20 protein-coding genes and 1 tRNA gene are annotated in these 21,392 nt (G+C 71.7%); 6 read left to right on the top strand and 15 right to left on the bottom strand.

Annotation, left to right across the window (positions count from 1 at the left end; translation table 11 throughout):
• Window positions 1–647 precede the first annotated feature (647 nt).
• Complete coding sequence (locus ACZ3I3_RS09130) at window positions 648–2,891, bottom strand: MMPL family transporter (RefSeq protein ID WP_467363743.1); 2,244 nt, start codon at window positions 2,889–2,891, stop codon at window positions 648–650.
• Between the two features lie 118 nt (window positions 2,892–3,009).
• Window positions 3,010–3,609 (bottom strand): TetR/AcrR family transcriptional regulator, encoded by a 600-nt coding sequence (locus ACZ3I3_RS09125; RefSeq protein ID WP_467363742.1) that lies wholly within the window; start codon window positions 3,607–3,609, stop codon window positions 3,010–3,012.
• A 177-nt stretch (window positions 3,610–3,786) separates the two neighbouring features.
• Here ACZ3I3_RS09125 and ACZ3I3_RS09120 point away from each other — a divergent pair, with 177 nt between their 5' ends.
• Window positions 3,787–7,017, top strand: coding sequence for a S41 family peptidase (locus ACZ3I3_RS09120; RefSeq protein ID WP_467363741.1), 3,231 nt, complete (start codon window positions 3,787–3,789; stop codon window positions 7,015–7,017).
• A 73-nt stretch (window positions 7,018–7,090) separates the two neighbouring features.
• Here the strand turns inward: ACZ3I3_RS09120 and ACZ3I3_RS09115 are convergent, their stop codons facing one another.
• From ACZ3I3_RS09115 to ACZ3I3_RS09100, 4 genes are all read right to left on the bottom strand, one after another.
• Window positions 7,091–7,306: a hypothetical protein gene (locus tag ACZ3I3_RS09115; RefSeq protein WP_467363740.1), complete on the bottom strand. Its 216-nt coding sequence runs from the start codon at window positions 7,304–7,306 to the stop codon at window positions 7,091–7,093.
• 76 nt (window positions 7,307–7,382) lie between these two features.
• Window positions 7,383–8,267 carry an SDR family oxidoreductase gene (locus tag ACZ3I3_RS09110; protein WP_467363739.1) on the bottom strand — a complete coding sequence of 295 codons (885 nt, stop codon included), beginning with the start codon at window positions 8,265–8,267 and terminating at the stop codon, window positions 7,383–7,385.
• The gene (locus ACZ3I3_RS09105; RefSeq protein WP_467363738.1) at window positions 8,264–9,199 is read right to left on the bottom strand and encodes an alpha/beta fold hydrolase; all 936 of its coding nucleotides are present in this window, start codon (window positions 9,197–9,199) and stop codon (window positions 8,264–8,266) included. Before ACZ3I3_RS09105 ends, ACZ3I3_RS09110 begins: the two co-directional genes overlap by 4 nt.
• Window positions 9,196–10,728: a flavin-containing monooxygenase gene (locus ACZ3I3_RS09100; protein WP_467363737.1), complete on the bottom strand. Its 1,533-nt coding sequence runs from the start codon at window positions 10,726–10,728 to the stop codon at window positions 9,196–9,198. Before ACZ3I3_RS09100 ends, ACZ3I3_RS09105 begins: the two co-directional genes overlap by 4 nt.
• 130 nt (window positions 10,729–10,858) lie before the next feature.
• Here ACZ3I3_RS09100 and ACZ3I3_RS09095 point away from each other — a divergent pair, with 130 nt between their 5' ends.
• Window positions 10,859–11,500 (top strand): MerR family transcriptional regulator, encoded by a 642-nt coding sequence (locus ACZ3I3_RS09095; protein ID WP_467363736.1) that lies wholly within the window; start codon window positions 10,859–10,861, stop codon window positions 11,498–11,500.
• On the opposite strand, the gene ACZ3I3_RS09090 is transcribed toward ACZ3I3_RS09095, so the two are convergent.
• Window positions 11,497–12,312, bottom strand: coding sequence for an exodeoxyribonuclease III (locus tag ACZ3I3_RS09090; RefSeq protein ID WP_467363735.1), 816 nt, complete (start codon window positions 12,310–12,312; stop codon window positions 11,497–11,499). The two genes, ACZ3I3_RS09095 and ACZ3I3_RS09090, sit on opposite strands and share 4 nt — an antisense overlap.
• Window positions 12,313–12,372: 60 nt before the next feature.
• On the opposite strand from ACZ3I3_RS09090, the gene ACZ3I3_RS09085 reads away from it, so the two are divergent.
• The 3 genes from ACZ3I3_RS09085 to ACZ3I3_RS09075 are packed head-to-tail and all read left to right on the top strand — an operon-like array spanning window position 12,373 to window position 13,772.
• Window positions 12,373–12,849, top strand: a complete 477-nt coding sequence (locus ACZ3I3_RS09085) for a GNAT family N-acetyltransferase (protein WP_467363733.1) — start codon at window positions 12,373–12,375, stop codon at window positions 12,847–12,849.
• A 59-nt stretch (window positions 12,850–12,908) separates the two neighbouring features.
• Window positions 12,909–13,304 (top strand): hypothetical protein, encoded by a 396-nt coding sequence (locus ACZ3I3_RS09080; RefSeq protein ID WP_467363732.1) that lies wholly within the window; start codon window positions 12,909–12,911, stop codon window positions 13,302–13,304.
• A gap of 3 nt (window positions 13,305–13,307) precedes the next feature.
• Window positions 13,308–13,772, top strand: a complete 465-nt coding sequence (locus tag ACZ3I3_RS09075) for a hypothetical protein (protein WP_467363730.1) — start codon at window positions 13,308–13,310, stop codon at window positions 13,770–13,772.
• A gap of 7 nt (window positions 13,773–13,779) precedes the next feature.
• Here ACZ3I3_RS09075 and ACZ3I3_RS09070 read toward each other — a convergent pair whose 3' ends face one another.
• From ACZ3I3_RS09070 to galU, 8 genes are all read right to left on the bottom strand, one after another.
• Window positions 13,780–14,958 (bottom strand): M48 family metalloprotease, encoded by a 1,179-nt coding sequence (locus ACZ3I3_RS09070; protein WP_467363729.1) that lies wholly within the window; start codon window positions 14,956–14,958, stop codon window positions 13,780–13,782.
• Window positions 14,959–15,075: 117 nt separating this feature from the next.
• Window positions 15,076–15,149 (bottom strand) — tRNA-Ala (locus ACZ3I3_RS09065).
• Window positions 15,150–15,232: 83 nt separating this feature from the next.
• The gene (sepX, locus tag ACZ3I3_RS09060) at window positions 15,233–16,444 is read right to left on the bottom strand and encodes a divisome protein SepX/GlpR (RefSeq protein WP_467363728.1); all 1,212 of its coding nucleotides are present in this window, start codon (window positions 16,442–16,444) and stop codon (window positions 15,233–15,235) included.
• Window positions 16,445–16,616: 172 nt separating this feature from the next.
• Window positions 16,617–17,237: a GNAT family N-acetyltransferase gene (locus tag ACZ3I3_RS09055; RefSeq protein WP_467364007.1), complete on the bottom strand. Its 621-nt coding sequence runs from the start codon at window positions 17,235–17,237 to the stop codon at window positions 16,617–16,619.
• A 23-nt stretch (window positions 17,238–17,260) separates the two neighbouring features.
• On the bottom strand, window positions 17,261–17,761 hold the full coding sequence (locus tag ACZ3I3_RS09050) for a MogA/MoaB family molybdenum cofactor biosynthesis protein (protein ID WP_020276509.1): 501 nt from the start codon (window positions 17,759–17,761) through the stop codon (window positions 17,261–17,263).
• Window positions 17,758–18,252, bottom strand: coding sequence for a cyclic pyranopterin monophosphate synthase MoaC (moaC, locus tag ACZ3I3_RS09045; RefSeq protein ID WP_029180854.1), 495 nt, complete (start codon window positions 18,250–18,252; stop codon window positions 17,758–17,760). Before moaC ends, ACZ3I3_RS09050 begins: the two co-directional genes overlap by 4 nt.
• Before the next feature lie 62 nt (window positions 18,253–18,314).
• Complete coding sequence (gene glp, locus ACZ3I3_RS09040; RefSeq protein WP_467363726.1) at window positions 18,315–19,652, bottom strand: molybdotransferase-like divisome protein Glp; 1,338 nt, start codon at window positions 19,650–19,652, stop codon at window positions 18,315–18,317.
• Between the two features lie 4 nt (window positions 19,653–19,656).
• Window positions 19,657–20,559, bottom strand: coding sequence for a UTP--glucose-1-phosphate uridylyltransferase GalU (galU, locus tag ACZ3I3_RS09035; RefSeq protein WP_467363725.1), 903 nt, complete (start codon window positions 20,557–20,559; stop codon window positions 19,657–19,659).
• A gap of 93 nt (window positions 20,560–20,652) precedes the next feature.
• On the opposite strand from galU, the gene ACZ3I3_RS09030 reads away from it, so the two are divergent.
• A complete protein-coding gene (locus tag ACZ3I3_RS09030) occupies window positions 20,653–21,276 on the top strand; it encodes a 5-formyltetrahydrofolate cyclo-ligase (RefSeq protein WP_467363723.1) in 624 nt (207 codons plus the stop codon).
• Window positions 21,277–21,392: the final 116 nt, after the last annotated feature.

The following is a 21,392-nucleotide window of genomic DNA, read 5'->3' as shown; positions in this document are numbered from 1 at the left end:
AGAAGGACCAGCCGGTGAGGTCTCCCCGTCCCAGGGGGCCCTCACCGGCCGGTCTCTCATGGGTGCGGCCTGTCATCGGAGCGTTTGAGCCATCACGGACTCTGCCTGCATGGGTCAATGCACGTGGGGTGCGCCCAATCGCTCCACTACTGCTCCAAAGCCCCTCCCCGACCCCCACCGACCGTCCCGAACCGCCCCGGCCTGCCGCCACTCCCCGACGCGCCACCGCACTGCCCACCCACCGCTCGCCGCTCGGCCCACCCGGCGTGCATGCGAGGTGCGAGCGCGCCCGCCCCGCGCCGATCAGCCGGGCAACGGGCCGGAGATCGCAGACCGAGCTCGGCCACCCGCCTTTCCGGGCCGCTCGCTCGCTTCTCTCCTGTGCTGGAGCGGACTGGGTCAAGGGTGGCCCGCAGGGCCATCGCCGAAGGCGACGCGAAGCGCCCTTGAGGCAGGCCGTGGAAGCACGACACTGGCCAAGAAGCGGGCGGCCCCAACAGTTGCTGCGCGACGTACGTGAGGAAGTCGGCCCAGGCTGCTGAAGCGCCAGTTACTGCTGACTGTCCGGGGTCTTGGAGCACAGAGAGAAGCCGGTGAGGGCTCCCCGTACCCATGGGGCCCTCACCGGCCGGTCTTTCAGGGTGCTGTCAGGTGCGTGCCAGCTCCCTGTCCTGTTCGCCGCGGTCGGTGTCCGTGCGCAGGCCCTCGCCCTCGACGTCGACGTTGGGCAGTGCCCGGTCCAGCCACTTGGGCAGCCACCAGGCCTTGCGGCCGAGGAGGGCCAGGACGGCCGGGACGATGGCCATGCGGACGACGAACGCGTCGAAGAAGACCGCGATCGCGAGGCCGAAGCCGATCATCTTGACCATCGACTCGGACGAGCCGATGAAGCCGGCGAAGACCGCCATCATGATGACCGCCGCGGCCGTCACCACCCGGGCGCCGTGCCGGAAGCCGGTCACGATCGCCTGGCCGGCCTTCTCTCCGTGGACGTAGGCCTCCCGCATCCGGGTCACCAGGAAGACCTCGTAGTCCATCGCCAGGCCGAAGACCACGCCCACCATGAAGATCGGCATCATCGACATGACCGGGCCGGTCTGCTCGACGCCCATCAGGCCCGCCAGCCAACCCCACTGGAAGACCGCGACCACGGCGCCGAGGGCCGCCATCACCGACAGGAGGAAGCCGAGGGCCGCCTTCAGGGGGACCAGGATCGAGCGGAACACCACGATCAGCAGGAGGAAGGCCAGTCCGACCACCAGCACGAGGTAGGGGATCAGGGCGTCGTTGAGCTTCTCGCTGACGTCGATGTTCATCGCCGTCTGCCCCGTGACCAGCACGTTCGCGTCCGATTCGGCCTTGATCCCGGCACCCTTGTCCCGGATGGAGTGGACCAGGTCCTCCGTCGCGACCGACGAGGGCTTGGAGTCCGGGATGACGGTGATCGTCGCCGTGTCACCGGCCTTGTTGGGCGCCGGCGGCGTCACCGTGACGACGTCCTCGAGGCCCTTGATCTCGTCGCCGACCTGGGTGAAGGCCGCCTTCGGGTCGTCGCTGCCCTTCGCGTCGACCACGACCATCAGCGGGCCGTTGAAGCCCGGCCCGAAGCCCTCGGAGAGGAGGTCGTAGGCGCGGCGCTGCGTGGTGGACGTGGGCTGGGCGCCGTCGTCCGGCAGGCCCAGTTCCAGGCTCGCCGCCGGGACGGCCGCCGCGCCGAGGCCGATGACGCCGAGCAGCAGCACCGCGATCGGGCGGCGGACGACGAAGCTCGCCCAGCGCGTGCCCAGGTTCGGCTTGGCCGGCTTCTCCTGCCCGACATGCCCGTCCTGCCCTTCCTGCTTGCCCTGCGCCTTCGCACGGCCGAGCAGCTTGCCCTTCTCTCCCGCCGGCTTCACCCTGCGGCCGGCGTACCCGAGCAGCGCCGGGATCATGGTCAGGGCGATCAGCACCGCGATGGCCACGGTGCCCGCCGCCGCGACGCCCATCTTCGTCAGCATCGGGATGTTGACGACGGACAGGCCCACCAGGGCGATCACGACCGTGAGGCCCGCGAAGACCACCGCGGAGCCCGCCGTGCCGACGGCCCGGCCCGCCGCGTCCTCCCTTTCGCGGCCCTCGGCGAGTTCGGCCCGGTAGCGGGAGACGATGAACAGCGCGTAGTCGATGCCGACCGCGAGGCCGATCATCATCGCGAGGGTGGAGGTCGTCGAGCCCAGGTCCAGCGCACTGGCCAGCGCCGTGATCGTCGAGACGCCGATGCCCACGCCGATGAGCGCCGTCAGCAGCGGCAGGCCGGCCGCGATCAGCGAGCCGAAGGTGATGACGAGGACGACGGCGGCGACCGCGATGCCGATGATCTCCGTGGTGCCGGTGTGCGGGACCGTCTGGAGCGCGTCACCGCCGATCTCGACGGTCAGCCCGGCCTTCCGGGCGTCCTGCGCGGAGTCCTCCAGGGCGTCGCGGGAGGAGTCCTCCAGCTCCATGCCGGAGACCTTGTACGACACCTGCGCGTACGCGACCGTGCCGTCCTTGCTGACGGCCTTCGCCTGGTACGGGTCGGTGACGCGGACGACCTCGGAGCCGTCGGAGAGTTCCTTGACGGTCTCCTGGACGGTCGCCTTGTTGCCCGGGTCGGTCATCTTCTCGCCGCTCGGCGCCTTGAAGACGACGCGTGCGGTGGCTCCGTCGGCACTCGTGCCGGGGAAGCGCTGTTCCAGCAGGTCGAAGGCCTTCTGCGCCTCGGTGCCGGGGATGGAGAACGAACTGTTGCCGGCGGCGGGGGCGCCGGCCGCGCCGACACCGGCGAGGGTCAGCAGGGCCACCCATATCAGGGCGACGAAGTGCCGCCGCCGGAAGGACATCCGGCCGATCTTGTAGAGGAATGTGGCCACGAGGGCGTACTCCCGGTCAGGTCGTGGGGTCGGTTCTGGGCAGGGCTGATCAGCCCGACGACGTGAGCGGTGACGTCAGGTGGGGATGTGACTGAGGGGGTTTGACTGAGGGGGTTTGTCAGTCGACGGGAATGCCGAGGGCGGGGAGGACCACGGCGTCGATGTACGAGGTGAGGAACGCCTGCGTGGGCGGCTGGTCGTCGATCAGCGTGCGCGTGGCGAAGGCGCCGACGAGCATGTGCACGATGTAGTCCAGCGCCGGGCGGCCGGCCTCGACCTCACCGCGGTCGACCGCTCTTTGCACCACCCGGTGGAACTCCTCCATCTCGGGCTCGATGAGCAGTTCCTTGAAGGCCTGGAGCAGGTCCGGGTTGTTGTGCACCGCCATGAACAGACCGCGCATCAGCGCGGCGTTCTGCTGCATGGTGCAGTCGTCCTCACGGGAGGTGAGGGCGTGCAGGTCGCCCCGCAGGGATCCCGTGTCGACGTCGGCGATGCCGCCCGGCTTGTTGTGCCGGATCGCCTTCGCCACCAGCTCCGGCTTGCCGCCCCACTGGCGGTAGAGCGTCGCCTTGCTGGAGCGCGTGCGGGCGGCCACGGCGTCCATGGTGAGGGCGTCGTAGCCGACCTCGCGGAGCAGGTCGAGCACGGCCGCGTACAGCTCGGCCTCACGCTCGGGGGTGATCCGACTGCGACGCGCGGTGGCGACCTCAGCCATCTCTCTCACCTTCCTGCTCCGAACGACACGGTTTCGTACACCACGAAGATAGCGCACCCCCTTATGGGAACGAAACCGTTTCGTACGTGTCCTGGGTCACGGCCGCGGCCCCAACCATGACAGCGGTCCGGTTTGCCAGAACTTGCTACACTCCGTCCCCCGGCAAAGCATGAAGACGTGACCTATCTGCGTCTGCCGCACCTCCATGACGACCTGCTCTGCTTCGTGGCCGAGGACGACCTCTGGCTCGCCCCGCTGGACGGCCCCGGCCGCGCCTGGCGGCTCACCGTCGACCGCACCAAGGTGGGCCACCCCCGCTTCTCGCCCGACGGACGGCACCTCGCGTACACGAGCTGGCGCAGCCTGGTGCCCGAGGTCCATCTCGCGCCGGTGGACGGCGGCCCGGCCCGGCAGGTGAGCCACTGGGGCAGCGCCGACACGCGGGTCTGCGGCTGGACCCCGGAGGGCGAGATCCTGGCCGTGGCCTCGCACGGCGAGCCCTTCTCGTACTTCACCTGGGCGTACAAGGTCTCCCCGGACGGCGACCCGGGCCGCAAGCTGCCCTGGGGGCCGGTCGCCGACATCCAGGTCGCCGATCTGGACGGGGAGCGCAAGTCGCTCCTCCTCACCGGCACCCCGCCGCACGAGCCGGCCGCCTGGAAGCGCTACCGGGGCGGGGCCATGGGCAGGCTGTGGCTGCACGGCGAACGGCTGCTCGAAGGCCTCGGCGGCCATCTGCACTCCCCCATGTTCGTCGGCGGCAGGATCGCCTTCCTCTCCGACCACGAGGGCGTCGGCAACCTCTACTCGTGCGCCTACGACGGTTCCGACCTGCGCCGGCACACCGACCACGACGCCTTCTACGCCCGGCACGCCGCGAGCGACGGCACCCGGGTGGTGTACCAGTGCGCGGGCGACCTGTGGCTGGTCGACGACCTGTCACCGGACTCCGAGCCGCGCCGGCTGGACGTACGGCTGAGCGGACCGCGCCCGGGGCGGCGCCCGTACCAGGTACCCGCGGCCCAGCACGTCGACGGCATCTCGGTCGACGAGACCGGGCGGGCCGGCGCGGTCGTCGTGCGCGGCAGCCTGTACTGGCTCACCCACCGGGACGGGCCTGCCCGCACCCTCACCGACACCCCGGGCGTCCGGGTGCGGATGCCGGAGATGCTCGGCGCGAGCGGGCGGGTGGCGTACGTGACGGACGCGGAGGGCGAGGACGCGATCGAGATCGCCTCCCTGCCCCGGGCGAGCGGCGACCGCGAGCCCAGGCGGCTGGCCTCGGGCGCGCTGGGCCGGGTCCGCGAGCTGGTGTCGGACCTCGAGGGCGAGCGGCTGGCGGTCGCCTCGCACGACGGACGACTGCTGCTCGTGGACGTCACCGAGGAGTCCGACGGCGAGGTCACCGAGCTGATCCGGTCGATCAACGGGCCCGTGCGCGACCTCGCGTTCTCCCCGGACGGGGGATGGCTGACCTGGTCGCATCCGGGCATCGGGAGGACGCTGCGGCAGATCAAGATGGCTCGGATCAAAGACAAGTTCATCGTGGACGTCACCAACGGCCGTTTCGAGGACGAGAACCCGGTCTTCACGCGCGACGGCCGCTACCTCGCCTTCCTCTCCTGGCGCGGCTTCGACCCCGTCTACGACGTGCACACCGGCGACCTGTCCTTCCCGCTGGGCTGCCGCCCGTATCTCGTGCCGCTGTCCTCCGCGACGCCCTCCCCGTTCGCGGTGAACCCGGAGGGCCGCCCGGCCGCCGGGGGCCTGGATCCGGTGGAGGACGACGAGAACGGGGACAACGGGGCGGTGACCGTCGAGGTCGAGGGGCTGGAGAGCCGGGTCACGCCGTTCCCGGTGGCCGCCTCCAAGTACTCGGCGCTGCACCCGGTGGCCGGCGGCGGGCTGGTGTGGCTGCGCTGGCCGATCTCGGGCGCGCTGGGCGAGACGTTCGCGAACCCGGACGACACCAGCGGCCGGCCGACCCTGGAGCACTTCGGCATCACCAAGGCCAAGAAGACCGAACTCGCCGTGCACCTGGACTTCTTCGCGGTCAGCGGCGACGGCACCCGGCTGGTGATCGTCGACGAGGGCGAGCTGCGCGCGGTGCCCGCGACCGAGCCCGGCGACCTGGACACGACGGTGTGGATCGACGCGCGCCGCATCCTGCACGTGGTCGACCCGGCGGCTCAGTGGCGGCAGGCGTACGAGGAGGCCGGGCGGCTGATCCGGGCGTACTTCTGGGAGCCGGGCATGTGCGGCATCGACTGGGACGGGGTGCTGGACCAGTACCGTCCGCTGGTCGAACGGGTCGCCTCCCCGGACGAGTTCGCCGACCTGCTGCGCGAGGTGCTGGGCGAGCTGGGCACCTCCCACGCCTACGTCACCGCCGCCCGGCGCAACGAGGGCCCGCCGCACTACCAGCGCCGGCAGGGTCTGCTGGGCGCCAACTTCGTACGCCGGGACGGCGGCTGGATGGTCAAGCGGATCCTGCCCGGCGACTCCTCCGACTCCAAGGCCCGCTCCCCGCTGGCCGGTACGGGCATCCGCGAGGGGGCGGTCCTGACCCATGTCGACGGCCGCCCGGTGGATCCGGACGCGGGCCCGTACCCGCTGCTGGCGGGCGCGGGCGGTACGACGGTGGAGCTGACCTTCTCCCCCGCGGAGGGCACGGGACCGCCCCGGCGGGTCGCCGTCGTCCCGCTCGTCGACGAGCGGCCGCTGCGCTACCAGGACTGGGTGGCCAAACGCCGGGCGGTGGTGCGGGAGTTGAGCGGCGGGCGGTGCGGGTATCTGCACATCCCGGACATGGGCGGTTCGGGCTGGGCGCAGTTCAACCGGGATCTGCGCATGGAGGTGTCGCGGCCCGCGCTGATCGTGGACGTGCGTGGCAACGCCGGCGGTCACATCAGCGAGCTGGTCATCGAGACGCTGAGCCGCACGATCCTGGGCTGGGACCTGACCCGTGACGCCCAGCCGGTGTCGTACACCTCGAACGCGCCGCGGGGCCCGGTGGTTGCGCTGGCGGACGAGGCGACCTCCTCCGACGGCGACATGATCACCGCCGCGTTCAAGCTGCTGAAGCTGGGCCCCGTGGTGGGGCAGCGCACCTGGGGCGGTGTGGTCGGCATGACCGGCCGGCACGAGCTGGGGGACGGCACGGTCATCACGGTGCCGATGAACGCGGCCTGGTTCGACGCCTACGGCTGGTCGGTGGAGAACAAGGGCGTCGCCCCCGACATCGACGTCCTGCGCACCCCGCTGGACTGGGCGGAGGGGCGCCACGCCCAGCTGACCGACGCGGTGGAGCTGGCGCTCGGGCTGCTGGAGACCGACCCGCCGGCGAAACCGCCGACCTACAGCGACGTCCCGGACCGCTCCCGTCCGAAGCTGCCGCCCAGGACCTGAGGAGGCCCGGGAGTTTCGGACGTGAGGAAGGGGTGCCCCCGCGCGGGGCACCCCTTCCCTTCAGCACGCAACGTCAGGCGTCGTAGTCCTGGTCGAAGCGGTCCTCCTGCTCGCGCTCACGCTCGCGGTCGCGGTCGCCACCACGGTCGCGCTGCGGCTGCGAGGGGTCCATGTCCTCGTCACGCCGGCGACCACGGCCCTGCATCTGCTCACGGGCCTGGTCGGCCTTCTGCTTGGCCTGGTTCTGCCACTGCTCGGACTTCTCCTGGAACTGGTCCTTCATACCCATGTGGGTTCACTCCCGTTGGGGGTGAGGGGATCTGGCTCGACCAGATTCACACGGCCCGTGACGCTGCGCATGTCGATCACTTACGGAGCGTAGTTCTCTGCTGCTCATCGGCCGCTCCGCCCGCCCCGACGAGGCCCGTGCGCATGCCGGTCAGCCGGTCCGCGAACCGCCGCATCTCGCGCTGGCCCACCGTTCCGATGACCCCGGGCAGATATCCGCGCACGCCCTGCATGCCGCGCAGCCACCACTGCCCGTAGACGTGGCTCGACCGGCGCTCGATCCCGGCCACGAGCCGGTCCACCGCCGGGCCGAGCGGATACGTCTTGTTGGACGGCCAGGGCAGCCGCTGCCTCAACTCCCGCATGACGTCGTCCTGGTCGGCCCCGCGCACCATGTCGGTGTCGGTCCACGACAGGTACCCGACGCCGACCTTCACGCCCCGGTGCCCGATCTCGGCGCGCAGGCTGTGCGCGTACGCCTCCACACCGGACTTGGACGCGCAGTACGCGGTCATCATCGGCGCCGGGACGATCGCCGCGAGGGACGCGATCTGCAGCAGGTATCCCCGGCTCTCCAGCAGCAGGGGCAGGAAGGCGCGGGCCGTCACCGCGGAACCGATCAGGTTGACCTCGATCACCCGCCGCCAGGACTCCGGGTCGGAGTCGGCGAACGGACCGCCCGTGGCGACACCGGCGTTGGCGACGACGATGTCGACCCGGCCGAAGCGCTCCTTGACCTCCTGCGCGACCCGGGCCATCGCCTCGTGGTCGGTGACGTCGGCGTGCCAGTGGTCACTGTCGCTGTGCAGCCGCCCGGAGACCTCCTTGAGCGCGTCCGGTTCGAGTCCCACCAGCGCCACCTTCACCCCGCGCGCGGAGAGCTTGCGGGCCAGCAACTCCCCGACGCCGCGCGCCGCCCCGGTCACCACGGCGACCCTGCCTTCGAGGCTCACCCTGCTCATGCGCTCTCCTCGGATACGACCTGGATGTGTGCCTGGATGTGTGCCTGGACGAGTTCGCGGATCTTCCCGGTGACCAGCTCGGGCGCCTCGACCGGCGTCATGTGGCCGATGCCGGGCAGCTCGATGAGCCCCGTGCAGTGCGGCAGCGCGGCGGCCAGGGCCCGGGCGTGCACCGGCGGCGTGAGCCGGTCCGCCGTACCGGCCACCACGGCCGTGGGCACGTCCAGTTCCCGTACGCCGTGGTCCAGGTCGAGCAGGTCCAGCACGTGGGACCAGGCGTAGCGGACCTTGCGGGGGCAGGCGTGCACGATGCGGGCGCAGGCCTCGACCATGTGCGGGGCCGAACCCGGGCCCATAGTCCCGTACTTGAGGATCCGGCGGGCCAAGGGCGTGACCGGGCCGAGCGGTGCCCGGGAGCCGAGGATCCGCCGGGTCAGCCAGGTCCGCAGCCGCCCGGGCCGCATGGGGACGACCGTGGACGCCGCGACCAGCTGTGAACTGCCCGTGCTGCACAGCAGGACGGCGGCGGTGTGCTCGCGGAAGGCGGTTCTCCCGGAGGCCGCCATCACGGTCATGCCGCCCAGGGAGTGCCCGGCGATCACGGCCTGTTCGCCGGGCGCGAGGGTGGCTTCGAGTACGGCTTCGAGGTCGTCGGCGAGGGCGTCGGTGGTGCAGGCGGGGCTCGCGGGGCTGCGTCCGTGGCCGCGCTGGTCGTAGGCGATGACCCGGTGGTCGGCGGCGAGGTCGCGTATCTGGGCCGCCCAGAAGGCGGTGGAGCAGGTCCAGCCGTGGGCGAGGACGACGGCGGGGGCTGTCTCGGGCCCGTGGATCTCGACGTGCAGCCGGGCGCCGTCGGCGGAGACGGCGGTCAGTTCGCGCGCGGGGGCGGGCGGGGCGTAGGGCCCGGAGTCGGCGGACAGGAGGCGGCTCACGCGTCCACCCCGGCCTTCTGCTCGGCAGCCTTCTCGGTGGTCGTCACGGGGGCCCGCAGGACGTCGTACTCCGCGAGGTCCACCCGCCGCGTCGCCCGCCGGAACTCGGCTGTCGTGCCGGGCCAGATGGTGGTGTTGCGGCCGCTCGCGTCGAGGTACCAGCTGGTGCAGCCGCCGGTGTTCCACACGGTCCGCTTCATGCGCTCCTGCACCCGGTGGTTCCAGGCGCTCACCGCGCTCGGCCGGGCGTCGAGGGCGACCCTGCCGCCGAGGACGTCGAGCTGGCGGACGAAGTCGGCGAGGTAGTTCAGCTGGGACTCGATCATGAGGATCATCGAGGAGTTCCCGAGGCCGGTGTTGGGCCCGATGATCGTCATCCAGTTGGGGAAGCCGGCGGCGGAGGCACCGCGCAGGGCCTCCATGCCGCCCTTCCAGGTCTCGGCCAGGGTCCGCCCGTCGGCGCCCACGACCCGGTCGGCGATGGGCATGTCGGTGACGTGGAACCCGGTGCCGAAGACGATCGCGTCCACCTCGGCCTCGCTGCCGTCGGCGGCGACGAGGGTCGATCCGCGGACTTCGGTGAGCCCGCTCGCGACGACGTCCACGTTCGGCTGCGCGAGCGCCGGGTAGTACTCGCTGGACAGCAGGATCCGCTTGCAGCCGATGCGGTAGTCGGGGGTGAGCTTCGCCCGCAGCGCCGGGTCCTTGATGGCGCGGGCCATGTTGCGCTTGGCCAGCTGCTCGACGAAGCCGAGTTCGTTCGGCCGCTTGGTGAACGCCTGGACCTGCAACTCCCGGATGCCCCACAGCAGTCCGCGGCGCAGCTGCGAGGTGATGGGCAGCTGCCGGTGGAGCCACCGCTCGGCGTCGCTGATGGCCCGGTCGACGCGGGGCATCACCCACGGCGGGGTGCGCTGGAAGAGCGTGAGCCGCGACACCTCGCGCTGGATGGCCGGCACGATCTGGATGGCCGAGGCCCCCGTCCCCACCATCGCGACGCGCTTGCCGCGCAGGTCGTAGTCGTGGTCCCAGCGGGCCGAGTGGAAGACCTTGCCGGGAAAGGAGTCCAGTCCCTGGATGTCCGGCACCTTCGGATCGGACAGCGGCCCGGTGGCGGACACCACGACATCCGCCGACAGACTCCCGCTGCTGGTCTCGATGTCCCAGCACAGCCGCTCGGCGTTCCACGTCATCCGCTTCACCTCCGAGTCGAAGCGGATGTGCGGCCGCAGCCGGAAGGTGTCCGTCACGTGCTCCAGGTAGGCGCGGATGTGCTCCTGCCCCGAGAAGGTGCGCGGCCAGTCGGGATTGGGCGCGAAGGAGAACGAGTACAGATGCGACGGCACGTCACAGGCGCACCCCGGGTAGCTGTTGTCCCGCCAGGTCCCGCCGACACTGCTAGCCCGCTCCAGCACGACGAAGTCGGTGACGCCCTCGCGGCGCAGCCGCACGGCGGCCCCCAGCCCGCCGAACCCGGACCCGACCACAGCGACCCGCACATGCTCGCGTTCGTGTTCGCGTTCGCCCATGCCGACACCTCCACACACCACGAGAACCATGCCAGTGAACACTGGCGCAATGGGAGAGTAGGACAGTCGCGTACTGATGGGTAGGGGGCGGCCGAGGAAAGTTACCGTCGGTACGCCTTAAGGTGCCCAGGTGGCCGAGAAGCGTGAATACCGCATGGAAGAGCTGGCCCGCCTGGCCGGGATCACGGTGCGCACCCTGCGCTTCTACCGCGAACGCAAGCTGATCCCGCCGCCTCGCCGGGAAGGCCGTATCGCCTGGTACGACGACCATCACCTCAACCGGCTGCGCACGATCACGGCCCTGCTGGAACGCGGCCACACCCTCAGCGGCATCGCGGAGCTGGCGGAGGCCTTCGACCACGGCCGGGACGTCGGTGACCTGCTCGGCGTCGGCGCCCCCACCGAGGAGGAGCCGGTCCACCTCACCCCCGAGGAACTCGCCGACCACTTCGCGGGCGAGGCCACCCCCGAGAACCTCGCCGCCGCGATGGAGCTCGGCTACCTCGGCACCGACGGCGACGAGATCGTCCACATCAGCCGCCGCCTCCTGGACGTCTCCTCGGCCCTGGTCCGCGAGGGCATCCCCCTCGCGGAGGTCCTCGGCGCGGCCAAACAGGTCCGCACCCACGCCGACGCCCTCGCCGAACTCTTCACCGGCCTGGTCCTGCGCCACGCCTCCGAGGACGACCTGCCCCGCCTGCGCCCGCTGGCCCGGAGCGTGGTGGAGGCGGAGCTGTCCCTGGCGATGGACCGCAGGATGCGCAGGTCCTAGGCGGTGCCCTGACGGTCGTACACCACGGTCACCGGCGCGTGGTCGGACCACCGCTCCGCGTGCGTGGCGGCCCGCTCCACGAACCCCTTGACCGCCCGGCCGGCGAGACCCGGGGTGGCCACGTGATAGTCGATCCGCCAGCCGGTGTCGTTGTCGAAGGCCCGCCCGCGGTACGACCACCACGAGTACGGCCCCTCGGTGTCCGGGTGCAGGGCGCGCACGACGTCGACGTACCCGCCGTCCGCGGGATCGAAGACCCGGGACAGCCACTCCCGCTCCTCGGGCAGGAACCCGGAGCTCTTGGTGTTGCCGCGCCAGTTCTTCAGGTCGGCCCGCTGGTGGGCGATGTTCCAGTCGCCGCAGACCAGCACCTCGCGCCCCTCGGCGGCGGCCCGCTCCCGGAGCCCCTTCAGATGGGCGAGGAACTCGCCCATGAAGCGCTCCTTCTCGTCCTGCCGCTCGGTCCCGACCTCACCCGAGGGCAGATACAGGGAAGCGACCGTGACCCCCGGCAGATCGGCCTCCACGTACCGCCCGCTGCCGTCGAACTCGGACGACCCGAACCCGACCTGGACCCGGTCGGGCTCACGCCGGCTGTAGAGGGACACCCCGGCCCGCCCCTTCGCGGCGGCCGGCGCGTGCACCACGTGCCAGCCCTCGGGGTCCCGGACGGTCCCGGGCAGTTGTTCCGGCTCGGCCCGCACCTCCTGGAGACACAGCACGTCGGCGTCGGTCCGCGCGAGCCACTCCACGAAGCCCTTCTTCGCGGCGGCACGCAGCCCATTCACATTCACAGAGGTCACAGTGAGCACCCCGGCACGATACCGGCACACTGGACGAGGTCCAGTTCCGGATCGAATACGGTAGCCGTCATGCAGATACGCCGGGTCTCCTTCGACCACCCCGACGCCATGAAGCTGAACGACGAGGTCCAGGCCGAGTACGCCGTCCGCTACGGGGACGACGGCGACGCGACGGTCATGGCCGCATCGGACTTCGAGCCGCCGAACGGCATCTACCTGATCGCGTACGACGAGTTCGGCACCCCCGTCGCCTCGGGCGCCTGGCGCTCCCAGGACACGAACGACGAAGGCAACCTGGACGGCGACGCCGAGGTCAAGCGCATGTACGTGATCGAGCAGATGCGCGGCCGGGGCATCGCCCGCCGCATCCTGGCCGCCCTGGAGGAGGACGCCCGCGCGGCCGGCCGCATCCGCATGGTCCTGGAGACCGGCCTCAAGCAGCCGGAGGCCATAGCCCTGTACACGTCCAGCGGCTACGAGCCGTGCGCCAAGTTCGGCTACTACCGGCACTACGAGTCGAGCCGCTGCTTCGCGAAGACGCTGTAGACACTTCCCCGGGTCGCCGATCCCCCTCCCTCCGGATCGCTAACCTGGTCCGGTTGTCGATGCGCGAGGGGGAAGTCGTGGCCGACGAGGTGCTCGAGTACGCCGTGGAAAGCCGCGCCGAGTGGAACGCGGACATGGCGGCTTCCGCGACCGTGCGGGTCGAGCCCGACGAGACGGCCCCCGAGCTCATCCTCGTCGCCGCGACCTGCCCCCGCTGCCGCCACTCCTTCGCCCACGCCGAATCCCTCGTCAGCTACCGCGCGATCAACCGCGACGACCCTCTGCGCCCCGGCATCGCCGCCCTGCTCCGCGGCGCCGCCCGCCGCGCGGCCGGGGCGAACGGCTCGCACGACGTCTTCGCCTCGTGCTGCTGCGGCGTTCCGCATCCGGGCTCGCCCGAGGGCGTGACCGGCTGCGGCGCGTCCTGGTCCCTGCACGTCGAGTGGGGTGGCTGACCGATGGGCGTGCGCGTCACACCCGGCCCGGCCGAGCCGTCCGAGGACCACACGCTGTCCGAGGCCGTGCGCGCCCGAACCGCCGAGGAGTTGCGTGCGGTGCGGGAGGTGGCGTCCAACTGGCGTACGGCACTGGCCGCCATGCTCACCCTCGTCACCGCGGTCTCGGTCGTCCGGGGCCGGGACTCGATCGTCGGCCTCGCCCAGGGAGCCCGCGTGCTCGTCGGCGTCCTCCTGCTGCTGGCGGTCGTCACGGCGTGCGTGGGTGCCTTCCTGTCCTCCCGCTCGGCGTTCGGCATCCCGAAGGAGGAGCAGACCGTCCAGCGGCTCACCGACCTGGTGGCCGCCGAACGCGCCCGCGTCCACCGCACCGTCCGGGACCTGCGGGTGGCGATCGCCTTGACCTTCGTCACCCTCGCGCTCATCGTCGCCTCGGTGGGCGTGGTCTGGTACGGGCCCACCGCGTGACGCGTGGTCAGTCCTGCCAGCGCTGAAGGGGCCGCACTCCGGCCCGGTGCGCGTCGACAAGGCGTGGCCGCAGGTCACGCCAGAGCATCTCGACGACCTGCTCCATGTTCTCCCCGAGCCCGATCGCGGCGTCGACCTGCGGTGTGCGGTGACGGCTCACCACATGGCGCAGGATCATGCGCCGCAGCACCGACGGCGGATGCGTCGTGGCATCTTCGCTCACGTTCTCGTGGCCATGGCGCAGCACGCTGATGGCGCGCTCCAGGACGTGCGTCATGGTGAAGTAGAAGTCGGCCCCCAGAAAGCCGATCGGGAGGTCGTGACCCTCGGACTGCCCGGCTGCCACCGACAGCGAGACGCCCTGGGCGTCCGCCTCGATCTCCTCCTGGTTGCTCCAGGCCAGCTCCTCCGGGTCGTCGCCCGACTCGGAACCGCCCAGCCAGGCCGCCGGGCGCTGCTGCCCGAGATGGCCCTTCAGGATGTGCCCGTACTCGTGGCCGAGCGCGAACAACTGCATGGAGCGGCAGAGCATTTCGGCCCAGGTGTTGCGCACCGGGTCCTGCAGGTACTGGGGCGCGTTGAACGGCACGCCCGTCTCCAGGTACGCGCGCACCAGCTCGCCGAACCGCCGGGCCGACTCCGGGTGGCGTGCGAGCCGTTCGCGGACCTTGTCGGGTTCGAGCTCGAAGGCCGCCCCGCCCTCCGGGGTCCGCCGGAACGGCGTCACCTCCGCCACGGCCTTCGCCGACAGGTAGGCGAACCCGGAGAACTCCGACTCGAACAGCACCAGGTGTTCGCCGGTGCCGGGCACGAGCATGGTCATCACGTTCACCCGGCCGGTGGGCAGAGTGCCGAGCAGCGGACGCTGCGGAACCGGGAAACCGAGGGCGCGGCCGGCCCGCTCGACGCTGTCGGCCATCTTGTGCAGGCTCTGTAACGTGCGCGCGTTCTCGTACTTGCTCACGGTCATGGCGCGCAGTTGCTTCTCGTTCTCGTGGAGACCGGCGCGCAGCTTCTCGATCTGCTCGGGGCTGACCAGCCCGGTCCGCATCCGCAGCAACTCGTCGATGAGCCGCGCGGCCTCAGCGTCGTCCTCGGCCGAGCGCGGTCTCGGCATCAGGCCCATGCCCTGCCAGACGGTCTCGTGCATATGGTCCAGGAACTGCCGAGCCTGTTGAGAAGCCACGCTCACTCCACTCCTTCTCGAGCCGGGTACACGCTTCCCTAACGGAAGCCGGTTCAAGAAGTAGTGCGCATACGTCAGAGCCCCGGTCGGGGATCCCGACCGGGGCTCTGAGCTGCGTGGACCTGAGGGGATTTGAACCCCTGGCCCCCTCGATGCGAACGAGGTGCGCTACCGGACTGCGCCACAGGCCCTTGCAACGAGTGAAACTTTAGCACCCCGATCGGCCTGCTTGGAAATCCGTTCCCGAGGGGCGGTCACCTGCGGCTTCGCGGGGCTACTCGTTGGCGGCCCGGGGCCGGTCCCCGTCCTCGTACTGGTCGAACAGCGGGGTACGCCCGCGCTCCCGGGCCCGCCGTGCAGAGGCCGCGCGGCGGGCGTCACTGCGGCCGCCGCCGTCCGCCCTCTCCTCCGTGCAGGCCTCCGCGTCGCCGGGGGCCGCGCTGTCGGCGGGGGCCGGGGCGTCCTCGTGATCGGGGGTGACGGTGCTCGACCGCGCCGAGCTCCAGGTGTCGGGCGCCGCGAGGTCCACGTCGTTGGTGGCCCGGGGCGCGACGGGTGCGGTCACATAGGTCGGCAGGGGCACCGGCACCGGCTCCCAGCTGTCGCCCTGCCCCGGCCGCCGCTGCCGCTCGCGCTGCTGGTCGACCCACTCGGCGTGGTCGGTCTGCTCGACGAGTGCGCGCCGGTCCGCCGCGAGGGCCGACAGGCCGGGGTCGGTCGCCGGCTCGGGTCCCGCCTCCGGTTCGTCGGCCTCTTCGTCGGTGGCGGCGTGCCGGCGGGGCTGCCGCTGGCGCTCGCGCAGCCGCTGGGCCGCGGCCTCGGCCCGGCGGCGGTCCATCTGGTACGTGAAGCGGCGGCGCTCCTGGGAGCGCAGGTACGCGATGTACACGCTGAGCATGACGGCGGGCACACCGGGCGCCCACAGGAAGGCCAGGCCCCCGACCGCGGCGACGATCGCGCCCAGGGTGAAGGCGAGGAACAGCATGGTGGTCGTGCGCCGACGGCGCGCGAGCACCTTCGAGCGCCGGGCCCGCGCTGCGGCCGCCTGGTTCGCCTGGCTCGCCTGGTTGTTCGCCCGGGGGGTCGCGCCGCGCCGGTCGGCGGGCACCTGGCCCCGGCCGCGTTCGGCGCTCGCCGGGTGCGGTCCGGGTGCCGGGCGGGCCGGCTGCTCGGGGGCGGGTGACGGTACGGGCGCCTGGGTCTGCGGACGCGTCTTGGACACGGCGAAGGCCCGGACGTCCACCGAGTCGGTGACGGCGTCCAGGTCGCCGGCGCCCTGCTCCCCCTCGTCGGCGGAGCGCGCCCGCAGGTCCTTGGCGTACCGGCGCTCCATGGCCGCCTTTCCGGACAGAAGCCGGATGGCGGTGCTGAAGCGTTCCGTCGGACGGGCCTCGTTCAGCTCGTCCTGCCTACGGAGCCACATCGGCACCAAGTAGGCGGCCCAGGCCCCGACAATGACTGCGTAGATGAGGCCGCTGCTGCTCACGCCTCACACGGTAGAGGGGTTTGCGTGAGGCCATCTGCCAATTGAGCCGGTGTGTCGCACGATCTGGCTGATATTTCGAACTTTTTTTGTGACCGATGCGATCAGCAGACCGCCCAGGCCGGGAATTCAATGCCCCAAGACGGTCACCGGCCGATCAATTTCGAACACATATTCAATTTCCGGGGTGGTGCGGGATTCCCGGATTACTCTGCGATCGTGCCCGGTGCCAGCGCCTCAGCAACCCGTCCGGCACCTCTTCCGCCGTGAGCGCGAAGACGAGGTGGTCGCGCCAGGCCCCGTCGATGTGGAGATAACGCGGCCTGAGCCCCTCCTCGCGGAATCCGAGTTTCTCCACGACCCGACGGCTCGGCCCGTTCTCGGGGCGAATGCAGACCTCGATGCGGTGCAGCCCGACCGTGCGGAAACAGTGGTCCACGGCGAGCGCCACCGCCGTCGGCATCACGCCCCGGCCGGCCACCGCCTCGTCCACCCAGTAGCCGACATGCCCGGAGCACATCGAGCCCCAGGTGATTCCGGCCACGGTCAACTGTCCCACCAGCCGCCCCTGGTACTCGATGACGAAGGGCAGCATCCGGCCCGCGTTCGCCTCCGACCTCAGGTGGCGGACCATCTGGCGGAAGGTCGGGCGGTGCGCCAATGGCCCGCCGGGCGTGGGCGGCGGAATGGTCGCCTCCCAGGGGCGCAGCCAGTCGCGGTTGCGCCGGTTGACCTCGCGCCACGCCCGCTGGTCGCGCAGCTTTATCGGCCTGAGGACGACGTCGCCGTCCACCAGCTCGACGGGCCAGGATGGGCTGTTCAGCTCGCACCCCCACTGCCGGGTCTGGGGTGGTCACCGCCGCGGAGCTGCTCGACGGCGTGGACCAGCAGCGGCTCCAGGACCGCCAGTCCGTCCTTCACGCCGCCGCTGGAGCCCGGCAGGTTGACGATCAGCGTGCCGCCCGCCACTCCGGCCAGGCCCCGGGAGAGCGCCGCCGTCGGCACCTTCTCCCGGCCGAAGGCCCGGATGGCCTCGGCGATGCCCGGCACCTCGTGGTCGATCACGCGGCGGGTCGCCTCGGGGGTGCGGTCGGTGGGCGAGATGCCCGTGCCGCCGGTGGTGACGATGACGTCGTAGCCGGTCTCGACACCGGCGCGCAGGGCCGCCTCCACGGGGTCGCCGTCGGGGACCACCTGGGGGCCGTCGACCTCGAAGCCGAAGCCCCTGAGGCCATGCGCGATCAGCGGGCCGCCCTTGTCCTCGTAGATCCCGGCGGCGGCCCGGTTGGAGGCCGTGACGACGAGAGCGCGGTAGGTCATGCCCGGCTCCAGTCGCCCGACTTGCCGCCCGTCTTCTCCTCCACCCGTACGTCCGTGATGACCGCTCCCTTGTCGACCGCCTTGACCATGTCGATCACGGTGAGCGCGGCGACGGAGACCGCGGTGAGGGCCTCCATCTCGACGCCCGTGCGGTCCGTCGTCTTCACGGTGGCCAGGATCTCCACCGCGTCGTCCGCGACCGACAGGTCCAGTTTCACACCGGACACCGACAAGGGGTGACAGAGCGGGATCAGGTCCGGGGTGCGTTTGGCGCCCATGATCCCGGCGATCCGCGCGGTCGCGAGGGCGTCGCCCTTGGGGACGCCCTCGCCGCGCAGCAGTTCGATCACGCGGGGGGAGACGAGGACGCGTCCGCTGGCACGGGCGGTGCGGGCGGTCACGTCCTTCTCGGACACGTCGACCATGCGGGCGGCACCCGCCTCGTCGATGTGCGTCAGGCGGTCCTGCGTAGGGGGGTCCTGCATGCTCATGCTGTGTGGCGCTCCCGGTCCGGGCCTGCTGTGCGCGACACGGTACCCCCAACCAGCGCCTCTCAGCCGAGCAGGACCACCTCGACCTCGGTGCCGGGCTCGACGGACTCGGTGTCCTCGGGGACGACGATGAGCGCGTCGGCGTGGGCGAGGGCCGCGATCAGGTGGGATCCGGCGCCGCCGACCGGGGTGACCCGCCCGTCGGCGTACGTGCCGCGCAGGAACTGGCGGCGGCCCTTCGGCGAGGTCAGCGCCTTCTCGGCGGTCAGGGTCGCCCGGGTCGTGGGCCGGTGGACGTCCTCCAGGCCCATCAGGGCGCGGATGGCGGGGCGGACGAACAGTTCGAAGGAGACGTACGACGACACCGGGTTGCCGGGCAGCGCCAGCAGCGGGGTGTGGTCGGGGCCGATGGAGCCGAAGCCCTGGGGTTTGCCGGGCTGCATGGCGAGCTTGCGGAAGTCGATGCCGCTGCCCGCCTCGTCCGCGTCGGCGACGTGGGACAGGGCCTCCTTGACGACGTCGTACGCCCCGACGCTCACACCGCCCGTGGTGACCACCAGGTCGGCGCGGACCAGCTGGTCCTCGATGGTGGAGCGCAGCGTCTCGGCGTCGTCGGCGACGGCGCCCACGCGGTAGGCGATGGCACCGGCGTCGCGGGCGGCGGCGGTGAGGGCGAAGCTGTTGGAGTCGTAGATCTGACCGGCGCCCAGTTCCGTGTCGGGCTGGACGAGTTCGCTGCCGGTGGAGAGCACCACCACGCGCGGGCGCGGGCGCACCCGGACCGTGCCGCGGCCGATCGCGGCGAGCAGGGCGATCTGGGGCGGGCCGAGGATCGTGCCGGCCTCCAGGGCGCGGTCGCCGGCCTTCACGTCACTGCCTTTCGCGCGCACGTGCGCGCGGGCCTCGGCCGGGCGGTACACCTGCACGTGCCCCGTGGCACCCTCGGGGCCGAGGCTGCGGGCGCGCATGCCGCGCACCGGGCCCTCGCCGAGCCCGCCGTCGGTCCACTCGACGGGCACGACCGTCTCGGCGCCGGGCGGCAGCGGGGCGCCGGTCATGATGCGGGCGGCCTGGCCGGGGCCCACGTGGAGCAGCTCGGCCTGGCCCGCGGCGACGTCCCCGACGACCTCCAGGGCCGCCGGGAACTCCTCGCTCGCGCCCGACACGTCCGCGACCCGTACCGCGTAGCCGTCCATCGAGCTGTTGTCGAAGGGCGGCAGGGACACCGGCACCGTGACGTCCTCGACGAGGACGCAGCCCTGGGCGTCGAGCAGCTGCAGCTCGATGGGTTCCAGGGGGCGGACGGTGGCGAGGATGTCCTCCAGGTGCTCCTCCACCGACCACAGGTGGTCGGGGCCGGAGTGGTCCTGGCCGGTGACGCGGGTCGCGGCGCTGCTCAACGTCTTACATCTCCTCGGCTACGTAACTGCGAAGCCAGGTCCGGAAGTCCGGGCCCAGGTCTTCACGTTCGCACGCGAGTCGGACAATGGCACGCAGGTAGTCGCCGCGGTCGCCGGTGTCATAGCGGCGGCCCTTGAAGACGACGCCGTGCACCGGGCCGCCGATCTTCTCGTCTTCGGCGAGCTGCTGGAGGGCGTCCGTGAGCTGGATCTCGCCGCCGCGGCCCGGCTGGGTCTTGCGCAGTATGTCGAAGATGTGCGGGTCGAGGACGTAGCGGCCGATGATCGCGTAGTTCGACGGGGCGTCGGCCGGGTCCGGCTTCTCGACCAGGCCGCTGACCTGGACGACATCGCTGTCCTCGGTGGTCTCGACGGCCGCGCAGCCGTAGAGGTGGATCTGCTCCGGGGCGACCTCCATGAGCGCGATGACGCTGCCGCCGCGCTGCTCCTGGACCTCGACCATGCGCTGGAGCAGGGGGTCGCGGGGGTCGATGAGGTCGTCGCCGAGGAGGACGGCGAAGGGCTCGTCACCCACGTGCGGGGCGGCGCACAGGACGGCGTGTCCGAGGCCCTTGGGGTCGCCCTGGCGGACGTAGTGCATCGTCGCGAGGTCGCTGGACTCCTGCACCTTGGCGAGGCGGCTGGCGTCGCCCTTCTTCTGAAGCGCCGACTCCAGCTCGTAGTTGCGGTCGAAGTGGTCCTCGAGGGGGCGCTTGTTGCGGCCCGTCACCATGAGGACGTCGTCGAGACCCGCGGCGACGGCCTCCTCGACCACGTACTGGATCGCCGGCTTGTCGACGACCGGCAGCATCTCCTTGGGAGTGGCCTTCGTGGCCGGCAGGAACCGGGTACCGAGGCCTGCTGCTGGAATGACAGCCTTGCTGATCCGAGGGTGCGACTGAGTCATGCCCGCCACCATATCCGGTGCCTTTGCATGGAATCTGCGGCTCCGGTTCATAGGCGCTCATATGAGCGTATTGCAACGGTACGGGAGCAACCTTTGAGTCACATCGGACGTCCGGGCGAGCCTGACAAGCGGAGTTTGCGGCTCGATCTCCTCGCGGTGAGGAACAGGTTGACGGCGGATGACCTGCGGGAAACGTCGGCCGCGCTGGCCCGGCGGGCGCTGGAGCTGCCCGAGTTGGCGCGGGCCGGGACGGTGGCGGCGTACGTCTCCGTGGGGAGCGAACCGGGGACGCTCGCGCTCCTGGACGCGTTGCGCGCCCGGGGCGTACGCGTCCTGCTGCCGGTCCTGCTGCCCGACAACGACCTGGACTGGGGCGTCTACGAGGGTGAGGGCTCGCTCGCGCGCGTCCAACACGGCGGCAGGATGGCTCTCTTCGAGCCCGCCGGCGAGCGCCTCGGGCCGGACGCCGTGACCACCGCCGACGCCGTGCTGCTGCCGGGGCTGGCGGTCGACGCGCGCGGGATGCGGCTGGGACGCGGCGGAGGCTCCTACGACCGTGTGCTGGCGCGGCTGGAGCGGGCGGGTGCGCGTCCGGCGCTGGTGGTGCTGTTGTACGACTCGGAGGTCGTCGAGCACGTCCCCGGGGAGCCGCACGACCGGCCGGTGCACGCGGTGGTGACGCCCTCGGGGGTGCGGCGGTTCGGGCCGGGGAGCTGACATGGAAGCGGGGGGGCCCCCCCCCCGGGGGGGGGGGGGGGGGGGGGGGGGGGGGGGGGGGGGGGCGCGGGGGGGGGGGCGGGGGGGGCGGGGGGCGCCCGCCCCCCCCCGCAGGG

This window comes from Streptomyces sp. NPDC016851 (assembly GCF_055562795.1).
Note: the sequence above shows the minus strand (reverse complement) of the source record. Positions and strands in the feature narration are given on the sequence as shown.

Coding starts and splice junctions, on each gene's coding strand:
- ACZ3I3_RS09075 (WP_467363730.1), top strand. CDS start 13,308: ATGGGCGTGCGCGTCACACCCGGCCCGGCCGAGCCGTCCGAGGACCAC.
- ACZ3I3_RS09050 (WP_020276509.1), bottom strand. CDS start 17,761: ATGACCTACCGCGCTCTCGTCGTCACGGCCTCCAACCGGGCCGCCGCC.
- ACZ3I3_RS09085 (WP_467363733.1), top strand. CDS start 12,373: ATGCAGATACGCCGGGTCTCCTTCGACCACCCCGACGCCATGAAGCTG.
- ACZ3I3_RS09080 (WP_467363732.1), top strand. CDS start 12,909: ATGCGCGAGGGGGAAGTCGTGGCCGACGAGGTGCTCGAGTACGCCGTG.
- ACZ3I3_RS09115 (WP_467363740.1), bottom strand. CDS start 7,306: ATGGGTATGAAGGACCAGTTCCAGGAGAAGTCCGAGCAGTGGCAGAAC.
- ACZ3I3_RS09125 (WP_467363742.1), bottom strand. CDS start 3,609: ATGGCTGAGGTCGCCACCGCGCGTCGCAGTCGGATCACCCCCGAGCGT.
- ACZ3I3_RS09110 (WP_467363739.1), bottom strand. CDS start 8,267: ATGAGCAGGGTGAGCCTCGAAGGCAGGGTCGCCGTGGTGACCGGGGCG.
- moaC (WP_029180854.1), bottom strand. CDS start 18,252: ATGAGCATGCAGGACCCCCCTACGCAGGACCGCCTGACGCACATCGAC.
- galU (WP_467363725.1), bottom strand. CDS start 20,559: ATGACTCAGTCGCACCCTCGGATCAGCAAGGCTGTCATTCCAGCAGCA.
- ACZ3I3_RS09100 (WP_467363737.1), bottom strand. CDS start 10,728: ATGGGCGAACGCGAACACGAACGCGAGCATGTGCGGGTCGCTGTGGTC.